Here is an 18739-nt window from a genome sequence, read left to right on the forward strand (position 1 = left end):
CCTTGCCGTGTCGAACCGGGACAGCTGCATCGTCAAGCATTTTCGCCACTATCACCCGCTCAGCGATGGCGATCGCCAGCTGCTGGGCGCGCTCGAGAAGTCACCGCTGGAGGTCAAGGCCGGCGATAGCCTTTGGGAGGAACGCGATCCTGCCCAGGACTTCTTCACCCTGAGCCAGGGCTGGGCCTTCTCCTACCGGCAGCTGGAAGACGGCGCGCGCCAGATCCTGGAGGTCTACCTCCCTGGCGACGTGATCGGGCTACGCGAATACGCCTTTCATCAGCGTCTTACCGGCGTCCAGATGATCGAGGACGGCACCATCTGCCGCTTCCCCCACGCCCGTCTGACCGACATCTTTCAACAGTCGACCACCCTGACCTCGATCCTCTTCGCCATGGCCAGCCGCCAGCAGGTGCTGCTGACCGAGCGCCTGGTCAATCTGTCGCGACGCAGCGCCAGACAGAAGCTGGCTCACTTCATCATGGAAATGTACGAGCGCCTGGCCAAGACCGCCGGCCGCCAGGAAGACCACAGCATCCGTCTGCCACTGTCCCAGGAAATGCTGGCCGACGTGCTGGGGCTGAGTCCTGTGCACGTCAGTCGCACCTTCAGCGCACTCGACGAGGAGGGCCTGCTGCACCGAAACCGTCATCGTCTGCTGCTGCCTGATCCGGCCGCCCTGGCCGATGCCGGCCAGTTCGACGAACGCTACCTGGCCGACAGCGTATTCGCGGCCAACGACGCGGTGGGCTAGGGCTTGTCTGAAAAGTGCCTGCGCTCGGTAATACGGCGTTAAAAATCGGATCAAAATGCTCATTTACACCCCGTAAACTGCGCTTTCTCACCGATTTTTGCCTTGTCTAACCTTCGCTCGTCGACTTTTCGGACAGCGCCTAGGACTGGTCCACCACCGGGGAATCACCAGACGCTGCATGCAATTTCGACCAAAAGTCTAACTTCGCCCATCCATAAAGCCCTCTACTCTTACGATTGTATGCAATGTAAGAGATTTCCTCGTGACTCCGACCACCCCGCTCGAAGCCAGCGGTGCCCGCACGGCCACCGCCCAGGTCCATGAAGCCATCAAGCAACGCATCCTCGACGGCGTCTATCGACCGCTCGAATTCGTGCGTGAGGCGGCGGTTGCCCGGGAGCTCGAGGTCAGCCGTACCCCGGTCCGCGAGGCGCTGCGGGAGCTGGTCTCCGAGGGCTGGCTCGAGGCCATCCCCCATCAGGGCGCCAGGGTGGCCGAGTGGACCGAAAAGGACGCTCGTGAAGTGTTCGAACTGCGCCTGGTACTCGAACCCATGGCGGTCGGACTCGCCTGCCGACACATCGACGCTGACACCCTCGCCCATCTGGACGACCTGGCCTCGCGCATGGAGGCCCTGACCGAGAGCCCCCTCGATGGTGCGGGCCACAGCGAGCTGGCCTCGCTCAACCACGAGTTTCACCGCCTGTTGATCCAGGCCAGCGACAACCAGCGTCTGGCCCAGATCCTCGAGAGCGTGGTGCGTACCTCGATCATCCGACGCAATTTCGCCAGCTACGACCGCTCGGCGCTCAAGCGCAGCATGCAGCACCACCGCGAGATGCTGATCGCCATCGGCGCCGGCAACGCCGCCTGGGCGGAGAACGTGATGCGCGCCCATCTGCTGGCCGCGCGGGTACTGCACGTGACCGTCGACACCTCGACCGCGACCTCATCGCCCCCGTGATCCTCCCGACGCGGCCCTTTTTGCGTTTCACCCTTCATCTTCCACCCTCGACCTCTGACCACGGACCTCCAACATGAACGAGCTTATCGCCTCACTCCCGCTGGACGACCTCAAGGTGCTCGAACTCGGCCAGCTTATCGCCGGGCCCACCTGCGGCCAGGTACTGGCCGACTTCGGCGCCCAGGTGGTCAAGATCGAGCCACCGGGCAAGGGCGACGCCATGCGCCAATGGGGCCAGACCGACGAGAGCGGCGAACCGTTGTGGTGGAACGTGATCGCCCGCAACAAGCAATCGCTGACCCTCGACCTGCGCAAGCCCGAGGGCCAGGACCTGCTGCGGCGACTGGCGGCCAAGGCCGACGTGCTGATCGAAAACTTCCGCCCCGGCACCATGGAGCGCTGGGGCCTGGACTACCAGAGCCTATCGGCCGACAACCCGGGGCTGATCATGGTGCGGGTCACCGGCTTCGGCCAGGACGGCCCCTACGCGTCGCGTGCCGGCTTCGCGGCGGTGTGCGAAGCCATGGGCGGGCTGCGCTACATCAGCGGCTACCCGGACCGCCCCCCGGTCAGGGTGGGGATTTCGCTGGGCGACACCCTGGCCGGGGTCCAGGGCGCCATGGGCGCGTTGCTGGCGCTGCACCAGCGCGAGAAGACCGGGCGTGGCCAGGTGGTGGACAGTGCCATCTTCGAGGCCGTGATGGCGATGATGGAGAGCCTGATCCCCGACTACGCCCGGGCCGGCAAGATCCGTGAGCGCGCAGGCAGCTTCCTGCCCAAGATCGCGCCGTCCAACGCCTATCCCGCCAGGGACGGCCGGGACGTCATCATCGGCGCCAATCAGGACACCGTCTTCCGCCGGCTGTGCGAGGCCATGGGTCAGCCCACCCTGGCCGATCATCCGGACTATGCCGACCATCGCGCGCGAGGCGAGAACCAGCAGGCCATCGACGAGCTGATCGCCGCCTGGACCGCCCACCACGATGCCCAGCATATCGTCGACCTGCTGGCCGACGCCGGTGTCCCGGCGGGCCTGGTGTACACCGCCAAGGACATGCTCGAAGACGAACACATCAAGGAGCGCGGCTCCATCGTCGAGGTGCCGGACCGCCACGGCAAGCCGCTGCCGATGCAGAACGTCTTTCCGCGGCTGTCGCAGACGCCTGGCAAGGTACGCCAGGTCGGTCCGGCCCTGGGCGAACACACCGAGGCGGTGCTCGGCGACTGGCTGGAACTCGACCACAACAGCATCGATGCCCTGCGCAAGGACAGCGTGATCTAGCTCCGCCAACCAGCGACCACTCTGCCGACAACAACAACCTAGAGGCTCTTGCATGGAACCCCTACTCGTCCTGGCGCTGCTGATCGTATTGATCGCCGTCGGCCTGCCGATCTTTCTGTCCCTGGGGCTGGCCGGGCTCGCCGGCCTGTACATGGCCCGGGGCTCCATGGCGTTCTTCTTCGCGCCGTCGTCGCTGTTTGGCCAGCTCAATGCCTTCGAATTGATTGCCCTGCCGCTGTTCATATTGATGGGCAACCTGCTCGGCGCGACGCCGGTGGGCAGCAACCTGTTCCAGGCGGCGGTGAGGTGGCTGCACTGGCTCAGGGGTAGCCTGGCGATCTCCTCGGTGGGTGCCTCGGCGGTGTTCGGCGCGGTGTCCGGGGTGAGCCTGGCCGGCGTCGCCGCGGTCGGTTCGATCGCCGTACCGCAGATGCTCGAGCGCGGCTACAGCCGCTCGCTGGCCGCCGGTGCGGTGGTCAGCGCCGGCGCCCTGGCGATGCTGATCCCGCCCAGTGTGCCCTTCATCATCTATGGCGCCGTGGCCAGCGTATCGGTGGCCGACCTGTTCATCGGCGGTATCGTCCCCGGGGTGGTACTGGCCCTGGCGCTGTCGCTCTACATCTTTATCCGGGTGAGTCTGAAGCCCGAGGAAGCGCCCAGCGTCGAGCAACGCTTCAGCTGGCGCGAGCGCTTCGCCAGCCTTGCCCACATCTGGCACGCCGCCCTGCTGGTGCTGGTGGTGCTTGGCTCTATCTATTCTGGACTGGCCACCCCCAGCGAGGCCGCCGGCATCGGCGCCTTTGGCGCCTTCGTGATCGCCGCGCTGATCTTCCGCTGCCTGACGCTTGCCTCCTTCGGCCGCATCCTGGCCAGCACCGCACGAGTCAGCGGCGCCATCCTGCTGATCATCGGCTGCGCCAAGATCTTCGGCGACTACCTCAACATGGTGCGGGTGCCGCAGCTGCTGACCGAATCGCTGACCGCCTCGGGCCTGCCGGACTGGGCGATCCTGCTGGCGGTCATGCTGCTGCTGATCCTGCTCGGCATGATCGTCGATGCGGTCTCGCTGATCGTGGTCACCACGCCGGTGCTGCTGCCGCTGATCCAGGCCATGGGCTATGACCCCTTGTGGTTCGGCATCGTCATGGTGCTGAACCTGGAGATCGCGGTGATCACCCCGCCGGTAGGGCTAAACCTCTACGCGCTCAGGGGGGTCTGCCCGGAGCTGTCGGTGGAGGAGATCATCAAGAGCGCGCTGCCCTTCGTGGCGGTGCAGTTCCTGGTGCTGATGCTGTTCGTGTTCTTCCCCAGCATCAGCCTGTGGCTACCGAGCCTGATGCACTGAAGGGGCCCCGATTCACTCGCCCCGCTGGCCAGGGGCAACAACGACAATGACAAGACGGAGACATTCCCATGAACCTGACCCGCCGCCAACTGCTCAAGACCACCGCCTTCGCCACCGCAGGGGCCTCGCTGCTGGGCCCCCAGGCGCTGATGCCACGCCATGCCCGCGCCGCCACCACCTTCACCGGCGTGACCTACCTGCCACCGTCCTACAAGGCGCTGACCTACGGCTCCGCCGGCTTCGTCAACTACCTGCGCGACAACGGCGGCGACGTGCTTGAGGTCGATTTCTACGACTCGGGCCAGCTGCTCAAGGCCGACGAACAGCTTCCCGCGCTGCGCTCGCGCAATATCGACTTCATGTTCCACACCACCTCCTACATCACCCGCTCGCTGCCGATCCTCGGCATCACCGGGCTGCCCGGTGTCGTCGGCGAGCTGTACCGCCACCCCGAGCGGCTGCGTCAGGGCAGCCCGCTGTTCGACCTGATCAATGAGGAGCTGGCCAAGGAAAACCTCTACATGCTGACCTCCGGCGGCGGCATCCTCGAGCCCGAATACATCTGGAGCACCCAGGACAACGCGGTGCGCAGCCTCGAGGACATTCGCGGCAAGAAGGTCAGGGTGGTCAGCTTCGAGGCCACCTCGGCGCTGGAGGCCTACGACATCGGTGCGGTGCGCATTCCTTCGTCCGAGACCTACATGGCGCTGCAGCGCGGTACCGTGGACGCCGGCGTGTTCAATATCTCCACCATCATCGGGCGCAGCCTGCAGGAGCAGGTGGACGTGTGCTACCAGCTGCCGATCACCGGCTTCTCGGTGGCGCCCTTCATGCTGCGTGACCGCTGGGACAGCCTCGACGACGACAGCCGTGCGATCCTCGAAGATGCCGCCCGCTGGTACGACGAGAACTTCATCAGCCACTGCAACGACGATATCTATCCCAACGAGTACTGGCCTCAGGTGCGCGAGGAGAACGTCGAGATCATCGCCCCCAGCGACGAGGATCTGGCCGCCTTCAACGAGGCCACCCACAAGGTATGGGACCACTGGAAAGGCGAGGTCGGTGAGGAACTCGGCGAACGTGCCATCAAGCTCGCGCTGGGACAGGCCTGAGGTCGCCATGAAAGCGCACGCACAGAGGATCCCCCTCAAGGGCTGGGATGGCGTACTCGCCATCCTGCGCCTGGCCTCGATGGCGGTGCTGGTGTTCATGACGGTGTCGATCTGCTACGACACTGTCATGCGCTACGCCTTCTCCGCCCCCACCCACTGGAGCCTGGAGATCAACTCCTTCCTGCTGGTGTATCTGGCGGTGATGGGCGCCGCCGAGGCCCAACGCTTCGACGCCCATATCCGTATCACCTTCTTCAAGGACAAGCTTCCCGCCAAGGCGCGTCGCCTGCTGGAAGTGTTCACTGGTCTTGCCGGGATGACGTTCTGCGCGATCCTCGCCTGGCGCGGTTATCTGATGGCGGCCCAGGCCTTCGAGTACGGCGAACGGGTGTCCAGCGCCCTCGGCACCCCCATGGGCATCCCCTACGCGCTGCTGCCGATCGGCTTCACCGCACTCGGCCTTCAGTTTCTGATCGACACCCTGGCGAGCCTTTCCCGCGGCGCCCCACTGCCGCCGCCGGACGGCTCCGATCACATCGATGCCACCCACCCTTGAACCCGACGGAGACTCCCGCATGACCACCACGTCACCCGCCCCGATCGAACTGGTCGAGGTCGCCCCGCGCGACGGCTTCCAGTCGATCGCCGATCCGCTGCCGACAGAGCGCAAGATCGAGGTCATCCAGGCGCTGCTCGACGCCGGCATCCGACGCATGGAGATCGGCTCCTTCGTCAGCCCCCGGGCGATTCCGCAGATGGCGGACACCGGCGAGCTGATCCGCGCCTTCGCCCATCGCCGCGATGTGAGATTCTCCGCGCTTGTTCCCAACCTCAAGGGAGCCGAGCTTGCGCTTGAACACGATGTGAGCGAGCTGGTCTACGTGGTCTCGGTGTCCGAGGCGCACAACCGCAACAATGTGCGCCAGTCGGTGGATGAATCGTTGGCGGCCTTCGCCCGTGTGGTCGAGGCGGTGCGCGCCAAGGGCAACACCGCCCTGCGCCTGGACCTTGGCACCAGCTTCGACTGCCCCTTCGACGGCAGGGTCGACTGGCGCCGGGTCGATGAGGTGCTCACTAAGGCGCTCGCCATCACCGGCGAGTTGCCGGTGGAAGTCGCCCTGTGCGACACCACCGGTCGCGCCACACCCTTCCAGGTGGCGGACCACTTCACCGAGCTGACCGAGCGCCACCGATCCCCCGCCCTGTCCTGGGCGTTCCACGGCCACGACACCTTCGGCATGGGCGTGGCCAACGCCCTGTTCGCGGCCCGCCACGGTGCCACCGCACTCGACGCCGCCTGCGCAGGACTCGGCGGTTGTCCCTTCGCTCCGGGGGCCACCGGCAACACCGCCAGTGAAGACCTGGTCTACGCCCTGCAGGGGGGCGGGATGGCAGGTGACATCGATCTTGGCGCGCTGCTGCACGCGGCCGACTTGATCGCGGCACTGCCCGGCGGCAAGACCGAAAGCCACCTGCGCCGGGTTCCACGTGAGGGCCTGGCCGGGGCAGACGCGGGGGCATGAACCAGCAGACGGCGCCCTCTACAGCTCCCTCTTCACCACCCTCTCCGCCTCCCCAGGTCGGTATCGCCCTGCTGGCAACGACCCTGGTGCTGGCCTTCTCGTCGCTGGTGGCGCTGTTTCCCTCGGCGATCGCGCCGACCCTGGCGGACTCGCTGGGAGTTTCCACCGCCACCGTGGGTATCCAGGTCAGCCTGATCTTCGGTGGCGCCATGCTGACCTCGCTGGTCGGTGGGCCGCTGACCCGACGCTATGGCCCCTGTCGCGTCAGCCAGCTGGCGCTGGGGCTGCTTGGCGGCGGCGCGGCGCTGCTGACCCTGCCGTCGCTGGCCACCTTCGCCCTGGCCTCGCTGATCGCCGGGCTCGGCTATGGCCTGACCAACCCCTCTGCGTCGCTTTTGCTGTTTCGGGTGACTCCGCGTCACCGCCAGGGCCTGGTGTTCTCGCTCAAGCAGACCGGGGTGCCCTTCGGTGGCGTGCTGGCGGGCCTTGTCGCCCCCGCCCTGGCGCTGGCCATCGGCTGGCAGGCGGCTCTGGGCTGCCTGTTCCTGGTCGCCGTCATCGGTATTCTGCTATTGCAGTTGCAGCGCCATCACTGGGACCGCGAGCGCGACCCTCGCACTCCTTGGCTGACCACGCCCCTGGCCGGTCTCCAGGTCGTCTGGCAGCGCCCGGCGCTGCGCTACCTGGCCCTCTTGAGTCTCTGCTTTTCAGCCATCCAGCTATCGGTCTCGGCCTTCACCGTGGCGCTGCTGGTCGAGGATCTGGGCGTCGGCCTGGTCGTCGCCGGCGCCACCATGTCCGCGGTCCAGGTCTTCGGCATCATCGGCCGAGTGCTGTGGGGCCTTGTCGGCGATATCCTCGACGATCGCCTGATCACCCTGATGGGGCTGGCCTGCCTGAGCGCCGGTAGCGGCCTGGCCATCGCCACCATGGACGCCGACTGGCCGCGCTGGGCAATGGTCGCGGTGCTGTGCCTCATGAGCCTGTCGGCGCTTGGCTGGAACGGCGTGTTCATGGCCGAGATCACCCGTCTGGCCCCCGCCGAACGGGTGGCCGACGCCGCCGGCGGTTGCCTGGTGCTGACCTACAGCGGTGTGCTTGTCGGGCTACCCCTGCTGGGTGCGCTACATGGGCTGTTCGGCAGCTATACCGCCCTGTTCGGGCTGTTGGCGGGACTTGCCCTGGTGGGCCTTGGCTTTCTGCTGAAGGCGCGACGGGCCATCGCCGCTCCCGGCTAACCGTCGACGCGGTGTGACCAGCGTTCGGCGGCCAAAGGTCGCTGAAGCGGCTGGTTCAAGCGGCAGGCTCAAGCGGCTGGCTCAAGAGGCTGGCTCAAGTGGCTGACGGGGCCTAGATAAAACGCCAGCGCTTGAGCACCACCAGCTCCACCGCCACCAGCACCACCATGAAGGTGCAGAACAGGGCGAAGGACATGGGATTGTCGACGCCAGGCATGCCGCCGATATTCACGCCCAGCAGGCCGGTCAGAAAGCTGATCGGCAGGAAGATGCCGGAGATGATCGACAGCAGGTAGGTGTTGCGGTTGACCTTTTCGGTGTGCTGATGGGTCTGGTACTGCTGAACCATGCCTACATGCTCAAGATAGAAGTCCACCGACTCGTTGATTCGCTGGATGGTGTCGCGGGCATTGGCCAGATCGAATCGATCATCGGCAAGCAGCGGTGGCAGGCTGTCGATCATCGCTTCAATGGCGTAGCGCTGGGGCTTGAGGAAGCGACGCAGCTTGATCAACCGCTTGTTCAGCGACATCAGGACGGTGTTGTCGGCCTCAGGCTCTTCTTCCTGGGCGGCGATGGTGGCGTCGAAGGGCTCGACGAAATCCTCGATGCGCTCGTGGAGCTTTTCGATGATATCCACCACCACTGCTCCCAGATCGTCAGGCCCCTTGCCCTGCTCGAGCTCACGGCGTATGTCGGCGATGGCCCGGGAAGGCAGCTTGCGGGTGGAAATCAGCACCCCATCGTAATAGAGGATGCGGATACTGAGCATGTCGTCGGGCTGCTCGCCCTGGTTGAGGTTGACCCCACGCAGAATCAACAGGAAGTTGCCGTCGCCCAGGGTCTCGAAGCGCGGCCGGGTGTCCTCGGCCAGCACGCCGTCGATGGCGGATTCGGGGATTCCTGCCAGCTCGAGGCGCTCGCAGGTGGCTTCGGCATCCCGCTGAAAGTGGTACCAGGCGCCTGCCTGAAGCGGGCCAGGCGCTGGCTCGGGCAACTGGCGGACTTCCTGGCCAAACGACCAGGCGTCGATGAAAAAAGGCGCGGTCATGCAGGCTCCATCAGGTGTTCGTCTGGCGGGCCGCGCCCGCCGCTTACAAGGTCGAGAAATCAAGCTCGGACAGCGGCGCCGGCTGTCCGTACAGAAAGCCCTGGTAACGGTGGCAACCGTGTCGATGAAGCCAGTCCCGCTGCTCCGCTGACTCCACTCCCTCGGCAATCACATCAAGCCCCAGGCTGCGCGCCAGAGCAATGGTGCTTGCCACGATGGCGGAGCTGGTGGCGTTGTCGAGCACGTCGCGAACGAAGGACTGGTCGATCTTCAGCTCGTCCAGCGGCAGACGCTTCAGATAGGCCAGCGACGAGTAGCCGGTGCCGAAGTCGTCCAGCGCGAAGGTCACGCCCAGTGCCTTGAGCCGCGTCATGGTGCGTTCGACCCCGTCGCGATCCGCCACGAACAGCGACTCGGTTACCTCAAGCTTGAGACGCCGGGCCGGCGCCCCGGTGCGCGCGAGGATATCACTGACCCGGGCAACGAAGCCGGGATCCTGAAACTGCCTGGGACTGACGTTGACCGACACGGTCCTGGTGGTGTCATCACCCTGCTGCACCCAATCCACCAGCGTCAGGCAGGCCTGCTCGATGACCCAGAGACCGAGTTCGTGGATCAGAGGGCGCTCCTCGGCCAGCGGAATGAACTCGGACGGCGGAACGAGGCCCCTGTCGGGGTGTCGCCAGCGGATCAGCGCCTCGACCCCGGTGACACAATCAAGCTGATCGACCTGCTTCTGGTAGACCAGATACAGCTCAGAGCGTGCCAGCGCGCCAAGCAGGTCTTCGTATAGCTGAGCACGCTGCTGCATCCGTCGCTGCATCCCCGGGTCGAAGAAGCAGACGTCGCTGGCGGTCTGACTCTTGGCCTGGAACAAGGCCATGTCGGCCTGCTGCAACAACCGTTCGCGAGAGACCTCGTCGCGAAACGGACTGATACCGACGCGCGCATTCGGCGACACCGGACGTCCTTCGATCCAGACCGGCATATCCAGCGTGTTCAGCAGCTTGCGAGCAACGGTATCGGCCACGCGCACCGCGGTCTCGAGTTCCACGCCCACGCCTTCGAGGACCACCACGAACTCATCGGCGCTGAGGCGTGCCAAGGTATCCTCTTCTCGCAATACCGACTCGAAGCGACGGGCGGCTTCTCTGAGCAGCTCATCACCTCCGTGGTGGCCGAGGATGTCGTTGACCTGCTTGAAGTTATCGAAATCAATGAGCAACAGCGCGCCGTAGCAGCCATCCCGTTGACAACGTTCCAGTTTTTCGCCGAGTCGATCGAGCAGCAGGCGTCGATTGGCCAGCCCCGTCAGCGGGTCGAAGAAGGCAAGCTGATGAATTTCTTCCTCCGCCGCCTTGCGCTCGGTGATGTCGCTGAGCGTCGCCACGTAGTTGCGCAGCTGCCCCCGCTCGTCACGCACCGCGCTGATGGTCAGCCATTGAGGATAGATGTCTCCGCTCTTGCGACGATTCCAGATCTCGCCCTGCCAGGCACCGGTATCACCGATCCGCTGCCATAGCTGTCGATAGAAGTGTTCGTCATGTCGCCCCGAGCGCAGGATGTCTGGGCGACTCCCCTGGACCTCGTCTTCGCGATAGCCGGTGATGTCGGTAAAGGTCCGATTGACCTTGAGAATGCGGCCATCGACATCGGTGATCATCATGCCCAGGTGGGTCTCGAAGGCTACCGCGGCGATGCTCATCTTGGCCTGATGCAACCGCTCCAGGGTGACGTCACGCACTACCAGCAGGACACCGTCATGCTCCCCGTCACCGCTGAGCAGCGGACTGATCAATGCACTGAAGTCACGGGGGCCACCACCTACGCTCAGAGAATAGTCTAGCCGACGTACTTCACCGCTGGCCGCCACCTCGGCCAGCGCCTCGTCCAGACGTCTGGCGATGTCCGGCGGCAGAAAGGCGCGGTAGTGGCTGCCGACCAGGACCTCCGGCGGTGCCAGCAGCAAGGCTTCGTCTCCGGCATGGACAAAGGAGAAGTGGCCACCGCGATCCAGCACCAGTACCAGGTCCTGCATGGAACCGATCAACGCCTTCAAGCGAGCTTCACGGCGGTGGGCGGCCTGTTCGGCGCGCTGCCGTTCGACCACCTCCCCCTGCAACGCCAGCTGGGCACGCCCCTGCGCCAGCACGTGACGCAGCAACCATAATCCGAGCAGGGCCAGCAACGCCCCCAGCACTACCAGTGGCCACAGGCGCTGGCTCCAGCCCGACAGCAACGCCTCGTGACTGTAGCCCAGCACCAGCCACAGAGGCAGTTCGGCCACTCGCCTCGCCACGAACAACCGCTCCTGACCATCCAGCGGGGATTGCTGACGAAAGTGAAGCGTATCCGGCGCGTCCGCGGTCAGCGATCGACTTCCCGCCTGCGACACCAATTCTCCCGGCGCCAGCCCAGCCGCAGGCACGCGGACCACCAGCCGTGCCTCGCTGTCGACCAGGGCGATGCTTTCTCCCTGCATCAGGCCGAACCCCTTGATCGCTTCCGCCAAGGGCCCGGGGTCGATCGATGCCATGGCAACATGCATCTGAGTGGTCTCTGCCGTGCTCCGTTGCACCAGAGTCATGCGATATTCGCCGGCAGACGGCGAATAGTGCAGAGACGAAACCAGGGTCTCTCCCCTCCTCAATCCGGCCAACTGTCGAAGAAACGCATCCTGGGGTAACCAACCCTCGAAAAAGCGAGCTTCTGCGCTTGTCGGGTCCGAGAGGATCGCCAGGTCTTCTACCAGGGGAAGGGACCTGGTTCGCTCCCTGAGCAAGGGTGCCATCGGCGGTCCATTGCCGGCAGGATTGATCATTTCATCGAGAGCCAGTAGCCCGGCAAGCGCGTGAGTCGCGACATCAAAAGGCTCGGCCACCAGCGCCTCGACCACCTCCGCTCGCGCGTCGAGACGTTGCTCCACACGCTCCACCTCGGCCAGATACTGGCCCCTGAGGGTCCACACGATGCTGGCGACCAGCAGCATCAAGGCGGTCACATAGAGCGCAATGGCACGACGACGCCCCGAGTCGGACGCATTCGTCACAAAGGGGGATGGATCAACTGACACGGACACGTCGTCGTTTCGCCTCTAGAGCATTCATGTGGAAGGTGCGCATCCAGATTCCGTCGACTGTCTTGGGCATGGACGAGTGATCATAGCCAACCCTGCACTACTTGCGCAGTACTTGCGCACCACTCGCGCATTAAACCGCCTAGTTTCTTGATCACACCATGCTGACCATGGTCCATCATTCCCCCAGAAAACCTCCGACCTGACGGCGCCACAGGGAAGCATAGAGGCCATCCCGGGCCAGCAAAGATTCGTGCTCCCCCATCTCGACGATGCGCCCCTTGTCGATGATTACCAGTCGATCGAGCATGGCGATGGTCGACAGACGATGGGCAATGGCGATGACGGTCTTGCCCTCCATCAGGGTATAGAGATGCTGCTGAATTGCCGCTTCCACCTCGGAGTCCAGCGCCGAGGTGGCCTCGTCGAGCACCAGGATCGGCGCATCCTTGAGCAACACCCGAGCGATGGCGATCCGCTGGCGCTGCCCCCCGGACAGGGTCACGCCGCGCTCTCCCACCTGGGCATCCAGGCCCCGACGCCCATGAGGGTCGACCAGATCCTCGATAAACTCGTGAACATGCGCCTGGCGCACCGCCTGCCACAACCTTTCTTCGCTGCAGTCTCGGCAGCCGTAGGTCAGATTCTCGCGCAGCGATCGATGCAGCAGGGACGTATCCTGGGTCACCATACCGATCTGTCGACGCAGCGATGCCTGGGTGACCTCGGCGATATTCTGACCATCGATCGTTATCTGCCCGGCCTGCAGGTCATGAAAGCGCATCAGCAGCGACGCCAGGGTCGACTTGCCGGCGCCGGAGCGGCCGATGATGCCCACCTTTTCGCCCGGGGAAATGTTCAGATCGAAACCGTCGAACACCCTGGGGCCCGCCTGGCTTCCCCGGGCGTAGCCAAAGACCACGTCCTCGAAACGAATCTCGCCGTGCTGGACCCGCAGCGCAGGGGCCGCTGGTCGATCCTGCACTTCGGGGATACGCGACAGGGTGTTGATACCGTCCTGAACGGTGCCGACATTCTCGAACAGGCCAGCGACTTCCCACAGGATCCAGTCGGACATGGAGCGCACCCGCATGACCAGACCGATCGCCACCGCCGTTTCACCAAGGGACACCCAGCGGTGATACCAGGCCAGTACGACCAGTCCCGCCATACCCACCAGCAGCAGGGTATTGAGGGTCGCCAACGACACCGATAGCCAGGTGGCCAGGCGCATCTGCCGATGTACCGTTCCCATGAAACCATCCATGGCTTCCCGGGCGTAGGCCCGCTCCGCCCCGGCATCGGCAAACAGCTTGATCGTCTGGATATTGCTGTAACTGTCCACGACCCGCCCGGTCATCTCCGCCCGCGCGTCCGCCTGGGCCATGGACACTCGGCGCAGCCGGGGGATAAAAACCCTCATCAATGCCAGGTAGCCCGCAAGCCATAGCACCAGAGGAGCCATCAACCAGGGCTCGGCGGCCCCCAGCACCACCAGCGCGCCGGTGAAATACACCAGCACATAGACCAGCATGTCGAGCACCTTGGTGACGGTCTCGCGCATGGCCAGCGCGGTCTGCATCACCTTCTGCGAGACGCGCCCCGCAAACTCGTCATGAAAGAACGACAGGCTCTGCTCGAGCATCAGCCGATGGGAGAGCCAGCGCCCGAGCATGGGGTAGTTGCCGAAGATTCCCTGGTGGGTGATCAACGACAGCAAAAACACCAGAAGTGGCAGTCCTGCCAGCACCGCCGCTCCCAGGCCGATCAAACTGGTCAGGTGGGTGTCGACGAAGCCCTCACGGTCGGCTTCGGCCAGCCAGTCCACCAGTTCGCCCATGGCGGTGAAGAACACCACCTCGGCGATGGAGACCAGCGCCGTGACCACCGCCATGGCCGCCAACAGCCCGGTGAAGGGACGCGAATAGTGCAGCACGAAGGGCCACAACCGGTCCGCGGGTACCGACTCGGGCTGATCGGGATAGGGATCCACCAGCCTCTCGAAAAAACGCAGCATGTTCCGCTCTCGTATCGCATGACGTCAGCCGCTCATCATACCCTTGTGCCGTTCATGCGGCGTGTCCTGTCAGGGTCGGTGCACCAGTGCCATGTCGTGGTCGGTCAGGCGCATCGCGCCTCGATCGGTGACCCTCACCGTATTGCTTAGACCGATGCCGAAACCTCCCGGCAAGCGCAGACACAGCGGCAGGTGGAAGACCATGTTGCGGGCAAGCGGTGTGGTCTGCCCGGCGGCGAGAAAACCAGTGCCTTCCACCCAGCTCGGCGGAAACTGGGCACCGACCGCGTAGCCGTAAACCCCCGAATGGAAGAAGCGTTCGCGGTGTGGCGCCAGGATAGCATCGGCGAGCCGGGCGACGTCTTCGAAAGGTGTGCCCGGCGTCATGGCCTCGCACATGCGGGCCTCCATCTCGACACACAGGTCGGCGGCGAGGCGCATCTCGTCGCTGATCGGCCCGACCACCACCGTGCGCATGGTCGGCGCAGTGTAGCGCTGCCAGACGGCACCAAACTCGAGGAACACCGCATCGCCCGAAGCGATGCCCCGGCGCTTGTGGTTGACGTGGATGATGCCACTGCGCGACCCGCTGGTGACGATCGGGGCCAGGCTGAAAAATTCACTGCCGGCCTCGAGCATCACCTGGGCACCGACGGCGGCCACCTGGTTGTCGGTAACACCGGGCTCGACCACCTCGATGGCACGCGCAAGCCCTAGCGATGTCATCTTGGCGCTGCGCGTCAGGCAATCGAGTTCGGCGTCGCTCTTGACCAGTCTCAGGCTCGCCATCAGGCCACCGGCACGATCATGAAAGCGATCGCCACCGAGTCGCCCCTGCAGATGACGCATCAGGCCAAACCGTAGACCGCTACTGCTGCCATCGATGCCGATGTCGTGACTGTCCGCCAAGGCGTCAGCCAACGGATCGATCACCTCATCGAGGGCTTCCCAGCGATAGCCGACCACTTCATCGACCCTCGCCGTTACCACGGCGGGCCCGGTCTCGATGGACGCCACCTGCAGCAGCGTGCGCGAAGGGGTGACCACCAGGGCCGCGTGCACGGAGACTTCGAAGGTGTGATAGCCACACAGATAGAAGATGTCCGCCGCCTGGCACAGCAGCAGGGCGTCCAGCCCCTGTCGCTGCATGGCATCGCGAGCGCGTGCCAGCCGGCGTTCGAACTCCTCGGCGGCAAACGGCAGTTCGCTTCCGGCGTGCTCTACCGCCAGGGCCTGGCGGTACTGATGGTGATCCATTGGCCGTCTCCTTGATCGATTCACCACAGTGTAGACAGTCAAGCCGGTTCGTCTTCCAGGCGATCCCGGGCAAGCCGAGGGGAAATAAGACTTCTCGCCGAGGGGCGGACTCTCGTAGAATTCCAGACTCGTGTAGACACGCCACAGGAATACGCAATGGGCAGGGCCTTCCAGAACCGCAAGGAATCCATGGCCAAGACGGCCGCCGCCAAGACCAAGGTCTACAGCAAGTACGGACGCGAGATCTACGTCTGCGCCAAGTCCGGAGGCGTCGATCCGAACGCCAATCTGTCGCTGCGCAGCCTTCTCGACCGCGCCAAGAAGGACCAGGTACCGGGTCATGTCATCGATCGGGCGCTGGAGAAGGCGTCGGGCGTCGGCGGCGAGGACTACTCGCTGGCACGCTATGAGGGCTTCGGTCCCGGCAACGCCATGGTGATCGTCGAATGTCTGACCGACAACCCCAACCGGACCTTCGGCGACGTTCGTGCCTGCTTCACCAAGACCAAGAGCAAGATCGGCACACCGGGCAGCGTCAGCCACATGTTCGACCATCTGGCGATCCTCGCCTACACCGGCGAGGATGAAGAAGCCGCGCTGGAAGCCTTGATGGAAGCCGACGTGGATGTCACCGACATCGAGAACGAGAACGGCCTGATCACCGTGTTTGCTCCGCCGACCGACTACGCCAAGGCGCGTCAGGCGCTGCGCGAATCCCTCGGCGCCGAGGAGTTCGAGATCGACGAGATCCAGTTCCTGCCCCAGGCCACCACGCCGGTGGAGGGGGATGACCTGGCCATGTTCGAAAAGCTGCTCGACATGCTCAACGACCTCGATGACGTCCAGAACGTTTACCACAGCGCTGAATTACCCTAGCGCATCGACGCCTTTCGACTGACGAAACTGCTACAGTTAAGTAGCATCGCAGTGCCCGGCAGGGGCTCGTACCCAGGCATGAGCCCTGCCCTGACACTGCTTCCGGGCATGGGATTCGATAGAACTGCGAGGACTCTACCGTTCGTTGGAACGCTTCGACGACTACTTCCACCGAGAGCGAGTTTCCGTGCATGGCCCCATTTTCGACCCTGACCCAGGCTGCCGCACAACGCCCGGACAACATTCGACACCGCAATCTTCGCAAGCACCTGCTCACCCGCTGGGCCAGTCTGATGGGTGCGGCGGTGCACTTCCTCTTCATTCCACTGTTCTGGGTGCTCGATCACTCGCTGCTGGCACTGATCAACGTGATCAGCGTGGCCATGTGGCTTGGCGCCTATCTCGCCAATCAACATGGCGAGCAGGACCGCGCGGTCTACCTGATCACCACCGAGGCTTACTGCCACGCCATCATCGCCACCGTGATCCTGGGTACCTCCGCCGGCTTTCACTTCTACCTGCTGACACTGTCCTGCTGGGCGGCCGTCACCCACTCGGTCAAGTGGGTCGCGCTGGTGCTCGGCCTGATGGGGATGCTGATCTTCCTGTTCCTGGAGTTCCCGCTGTCCCAGATGTTTCCGCTGGAAAGCGGCCCCGGCTTCCCGCTGATGCTGGCGACCCTGAACCTCTCCTGTGCGCTGTTCACCATGGTCGGCTTCGCCATGCTGGCCCGCCACGTCTACGAGACCCAGGAAGAAACGCTGACCAGCATGGCGACCCGTGATGCCCTCACCGGCCTGCACAACCGTCGTTTTGCCGGCGAATACCTGCGCCAGTTATCAGGCGACAGACAGGATGGCACCAACACGCCCTACAGCCTCGCGCTGATCGATATCGATCATTTCAAGCTGATCAACGACAAGCATGGGCACAAGGTCGGCGACCAGTGCCTGATCCAGATTTCCGATCTGCTGGTGCGCCACTTTCGCCGCTCGGATGTACTCTGTCGCTGGGGCGGCGAAGAATTCCTGCTGATCTTCCCCGGCGCCGACTTGAACGAGATCCTTCCGGTGCTCGAAGGTTTCCAGGAGCGCCTTCACAGCCTTCCCATCATGCACAACGGCGACGTCATTTCCTTGACCGTCAGCGTCGGCGTGACCAGCCATACGCCCGGCATGCACTATGATCTGCTGATCAATCGCGCCGATCACCTGCTTTACCGAGCCAAGGCCGAAGGTCGGGACAGAATCATCAGCGATCAGACCGGGGAGCAGGTCCCACCGCCGCTCTAGCCGGCAAGCGCCAAGCGCCAAGCGACCACTCGGACAGCGCTCGGTCATCGCTCCCACGCCAATCATATGCCGCCCGTCAAAGCCTGCCTTCAGGCAGGACTCAGGTCAGGTCCACCACCTCGAATCGCGCCAGCACCTTGTCGTTTTCATCGAGCAGTTCAAGTTCATCGGCCAGCAGACGAAACGCTCTGGTGGCCCCCAGTGCCTCGACCAGCGCGCGCTCCTGGGCCATGACAGGCCCCTGGCAGGCCTTCCTGGTAGCGGCCAGCGGGGCCAGCGACAGCGCATCCCCCTCCCGCTGGTAACTTCCCATCAGGCGGTTGCACCCTCCGGATCCGGCCAGGCGTCCCTCCTGGGAGTGCAGCACGATATGCGCAGAACCGTCGACAGCGACTTCTCCGTCGACTTGCACCAGCTTCCAGTAGCGCTCTTCCAGTGGTTCGCGCAGCGGTTCGGGCAGCCGCGCCAGGCGAGCAGCCTCGCCATCCGGCGTACGCGACGCCTGCGACACAAGATCGCCACCCTGCGCGACTTGCCACCGCTGCGCCGCCACCGGGGCGGACTCGCCCAGCGACAGTTCGCCATCCGTCAACTGCCACTGACCACGGTGGCGGCGGCGAGGTTGCTCGCCGGGTCCCAGATGCGTCTCCTTGAGCAGATATCGCCCCCCATCATCGAGCGCCAGATCGAGACGTACCGCCTTGCAGTCATCACAGGACAGTTCACCACGAAAGCTCGCAGGAAGTGGCGCCAGGCTGGACGCCTCTGCCTGGAACGACTCGTTCGACCCGGTGCCACTCGACGGCGCCCCGGTACAACCGGCCATCAGCAGCAACAGCCAGGCCGTCCCCCACAGACGCGACTGGCGTAGAGTTCCTGGAGTCGGTTTCATGGTGCCCCCTTGGTGTTGAAGAAACGATGCTGGCACACGGCTGTGGCAACATGTGAC

General features: G+C 64.5%; 15 protein-coding genes. 10 read left to right on the forward strand and 5 right to left on the reverse strand.

The genetic code is table 11. The features are described 5' to 3' along the window. Positions 1-7 precede the first annotated feature (7 nt). From EBB56_RS06175 to EBB56_RS06210, 8 genes are all read left to right on the forward strand, one after another. Positions 8-754: a Crp/Fnr family transcriptional regulator gene (locus EBB56_RS06175; RefSeq protein ID WP_045991981.1), complete on the forward strand. Its 747-nt coding sequence runs from the start codon at positions 8-10 to the stop codon at positions 752-754. Positions 755-1016: 262 nt separating this feature from the next. Beyond that, positions 1017-1718 (forward strand): GntR family transcriptional regulator, encoded by a 702-nt coding sequence (locus EBB56_RS06180; protein ID WP_124803372.1) that lies wholly within the window; start codon positions 1017-1019, stop codon positions 1716-1718. Between the two features lie 73 nt (positions 1719-1791). Next, a complete protein-coding gene (locus EBB56_RS06185) occupies positions 1792-3000 on the forward strand; it encodes a CaiB/BaiF CoA-transferase family protein (protein WP_108449960.1) in 1209 nt (402 codons plus the stop codon). 52 nt (positions 3001-3052) lie between these two features. After that, a complete protein-coding gene (locus EBB56_RS06190; RefSeq protein WP_045991076.1) occupies positions 3053-4345 on the forward strand; it encodes a TRAP transporter large permease in 1293 nt (430 codons plus the stop codon). Between the two features lie 68 nt (positions 4346-4413). Further along, positions 4414-5460, forward strand: a complete 1047-nt coding sequence (locus EBB56_RS06195) for a TRAP transporter substrate-binding protein (protein ID WP_045991077.1) — start codon at positions 4414-4416, stop codon at positions 5458-5460. 7 nt (positions 5461-5467) lie between these two features. Beyond that, positions 5468-6016 carry a TRAP transporter small permease gene (locus EBB56_RS06200; protein ID WP_108132356.1) on the forward strand — a complete coding sequence of 183 codons (549 nt, stop codon included), beginning with the start codon at positions 5468-5470 and terminating at the stop codon, positions 6014-6016. A gap of 19 nt (positions 6017-6035) precedes the next feature. Then, positions 6036-6983 (forward strand): hydroxymethylglutaryl-CoA lyase, encoded by a 948-nt coding sequence (locus tag EBB56_RS06205; RefSeq protein WP_124803374.1) that lies wholly within the window; start codon positions 6036-6038, stop codon positions 6981-6983. Beyond that, positions 6980-8221 carry an MFS transporter gene (locus tag EBB56_RS06210; protein WP_124803376.1) on the forward strand — a complete coding sequence of 414 codons (1242 nt, stop codon included), beginning with the start codon at positions 6980-6982 and terminating at the stop codon, positions 8219-8221. The genes EBB56_RS06205 and EBB56_RS06210 overlap by 4 nt, the downstream gene beginning before the upstream one ends. Before the next feature lie 112 nt (positions 8222-8333). Here the strand turns inward: EBB56_RS06210 and EBB56_RS06215 are convergent, their stop codons facing one another. The 4 genes from EBB56_RS06215 to EBB56_RS06230 form a co-directional block, all read right to left on the reverse strand. Continuing rightward, the gene (locus EBB56_RS06215; RefSeq protein ID WP_052704205.1) at positions 8334-9272 is read right to left on the reverse strand and encodes a CorA family divalent cation transporter; all 939 of its coding nucleotides are present in this window, start codon (positions 9270-9272) and stop codon (positions 8334-8336) included. A gap of 43 nt (positions 9273-9315) precedes the next feature. Further along, entirely contained in the window at positions 9316-12345 is a 3030-nt protein-coding gene (locus EBB56_RS06220; protein ID WP_124803378.1) for an EAL domain-containing protein, read from the reverse strand. A gap of 181 nt (positions 12346-12526) precedes the next feature. Then, positions 12527-14365 carry an ABC transporter ATP-binding protein gene (locus EBB56_RS06225; RefSeq protein ID WP_124803380.1) on the reverse strand — a complete coding sequence of 613 codons (1839 nt, stop codon included), beginning with the start codon at positions 14363-14365 and terminating at the stop codon, positions 12527-12529. A 69-nt stretch (positions 14366-14434) separates the two neighbouring features. Next, positions 14435-15622, reverse strand: a complete 1188-nt coding sequence (locus EBB56_RS06230) for a Xaa-Pro peptidase family protein (protein WP_124803382.1) — start codon at positions 15620-15622, stop codon at positions 14435-14437. 156 nt (positions 15623-15778) lie between these two features. On the opposite strand from EBB56_RS06230, the gene EBB56_RS06235 reads away from it, so the two are divergent. Together EBB56_RS06235 and EBB56_RS06240 are read left to right on the forward strand one after the other, a co-directional pair. Next, positions 15779-16498, forward strand: a complete 720-nt coding sequence (locus EBB56_RS06235; protein ID WP_108132350.1) for a YebC/PmpR family DNA-binding transcriptional regulator — start codon at positions 15779-15781, stop codon at positions 16496-16498. Positions 16499-16689: 191 nt separating this feature from the next. After that, positions 16690-17790, forward strand: a complete 1101-nt coding sequence (locus EBB56_RS06240; RefSeq protein WP_124803384.1) for a GGDEF domain-containing protein — start codon at positions 16690-16692, stop codon at positions 17788-17790. A 100-nt stretch (positions 17791-17890) separates the two neighbouring features. Here the strand turns inward: EBB56_RS06240 and EBB56_RS06245 are convergent, their stop codons facing one another. After that, positions 17891-18682 (reverse strand): META domain-containing protein, encoded by a 792-nt coding sequence (locus EBB56_RS06245; RefSeq protein WP_124803386.1) that lies wholly within the window; start codon positions 18680-18682, stop codon positions 17891-17893. Positions 18683-18739 lie beyond the last annotated feature (57 nt).

Origin of the sequence: Halomonas sp. YLB-10, assembly GCF_003856855.1 — a bacterium.
GTDB classification, from domain to species: domain Bacteria; phylum Pseudomonadota; class Gammaproteobacteria; order Pseudomonadales; family Halomonadaceae; genus Halomonas; species Halomonas litopenaei.

Coding starts and splice junctions, on each gene's coding strand:
- EBB56_RS06215 (WP_052704205.1), bottom strand. CDS start 9,272: ATGACCGCGCCTTTTTTCATCGACGCCTGGTCGTTTGGCCAGGAAGTC.
- EBB56_RS06210 (WP_124803376.1), top strand. CDS start 6,980: ATGAACCAGCAGACGGCGCCCTCTACAGCTCCCTCTTCACCACCCTCT.
- EBB56_RS06230 (WP_124803382.1), bottom strand. CDS start 15,622: ATGGATCACCATCAGTACCGCCAGGCCCTGGCGGTAGAGCACGCCGGA.
- EBB56_RS06225 (WP_124803380.1), bottom strand. CDS start 14,365: ATGCTGCGTTTTTTCGAGAGGCTGGTGGATCCCTATCCCGATCAGCCC.
- EBB56_RS06235 (WP_108132350.1), top strand. CDS start 15,779: ATGGGCAGGGCCTTCCAGAACCGCAAGGAATCCATGGCCAAGACGGCC.
- EBB56_RS06195 (WP_045991077.1), top strand. CDS start 4,414: ATGAACCTGACCCGCCGCCAACTGCTCAAGACCACCGCCTTCGCCACC.
- EBB56_RS06200 (WP_108132356.1), top strand. CDS start 5,468: ATGAAAGCGCACGCACAGAGGATCCCCCTCAAGGGCTGGGATGGCGTA.
- EBB56_RS06190 (WP_045991076.1), top strand. CDS start 3,053: ATGGAACCCCTACTCGTCCTGGCGCTGCTGATCGTATTGATCGCCGTC.
- EBB56_RS06240 (WP_124803384.1), top strand. CDS start 16,690: ATGGCCCCATTTTCGACCCTGACCCAGGCTGCCGCACAACGCCCGGAC.
- EBB56_RS06185 (WP_108449960.1), top strand. CDS start 1,792: ATGAACGAGCTTATCGCCTCACTCCCGCTGGACGACCTCAAGGTGCTC.
- EBB56_RS06205 (WP_124803374.1), top strand. CDS start 6,036: ATGACCACCACGTCACCCGCCCCGATCGAACTGGTCGAGGTCGCCCCG.
- EBB56_RS06245 (WP_124803386.1), bottom strand. CDS start 18,682: ATGAAACCGACTCCAGGAACTCTACGCCAGTCGCGTCTGTGGGGGACG.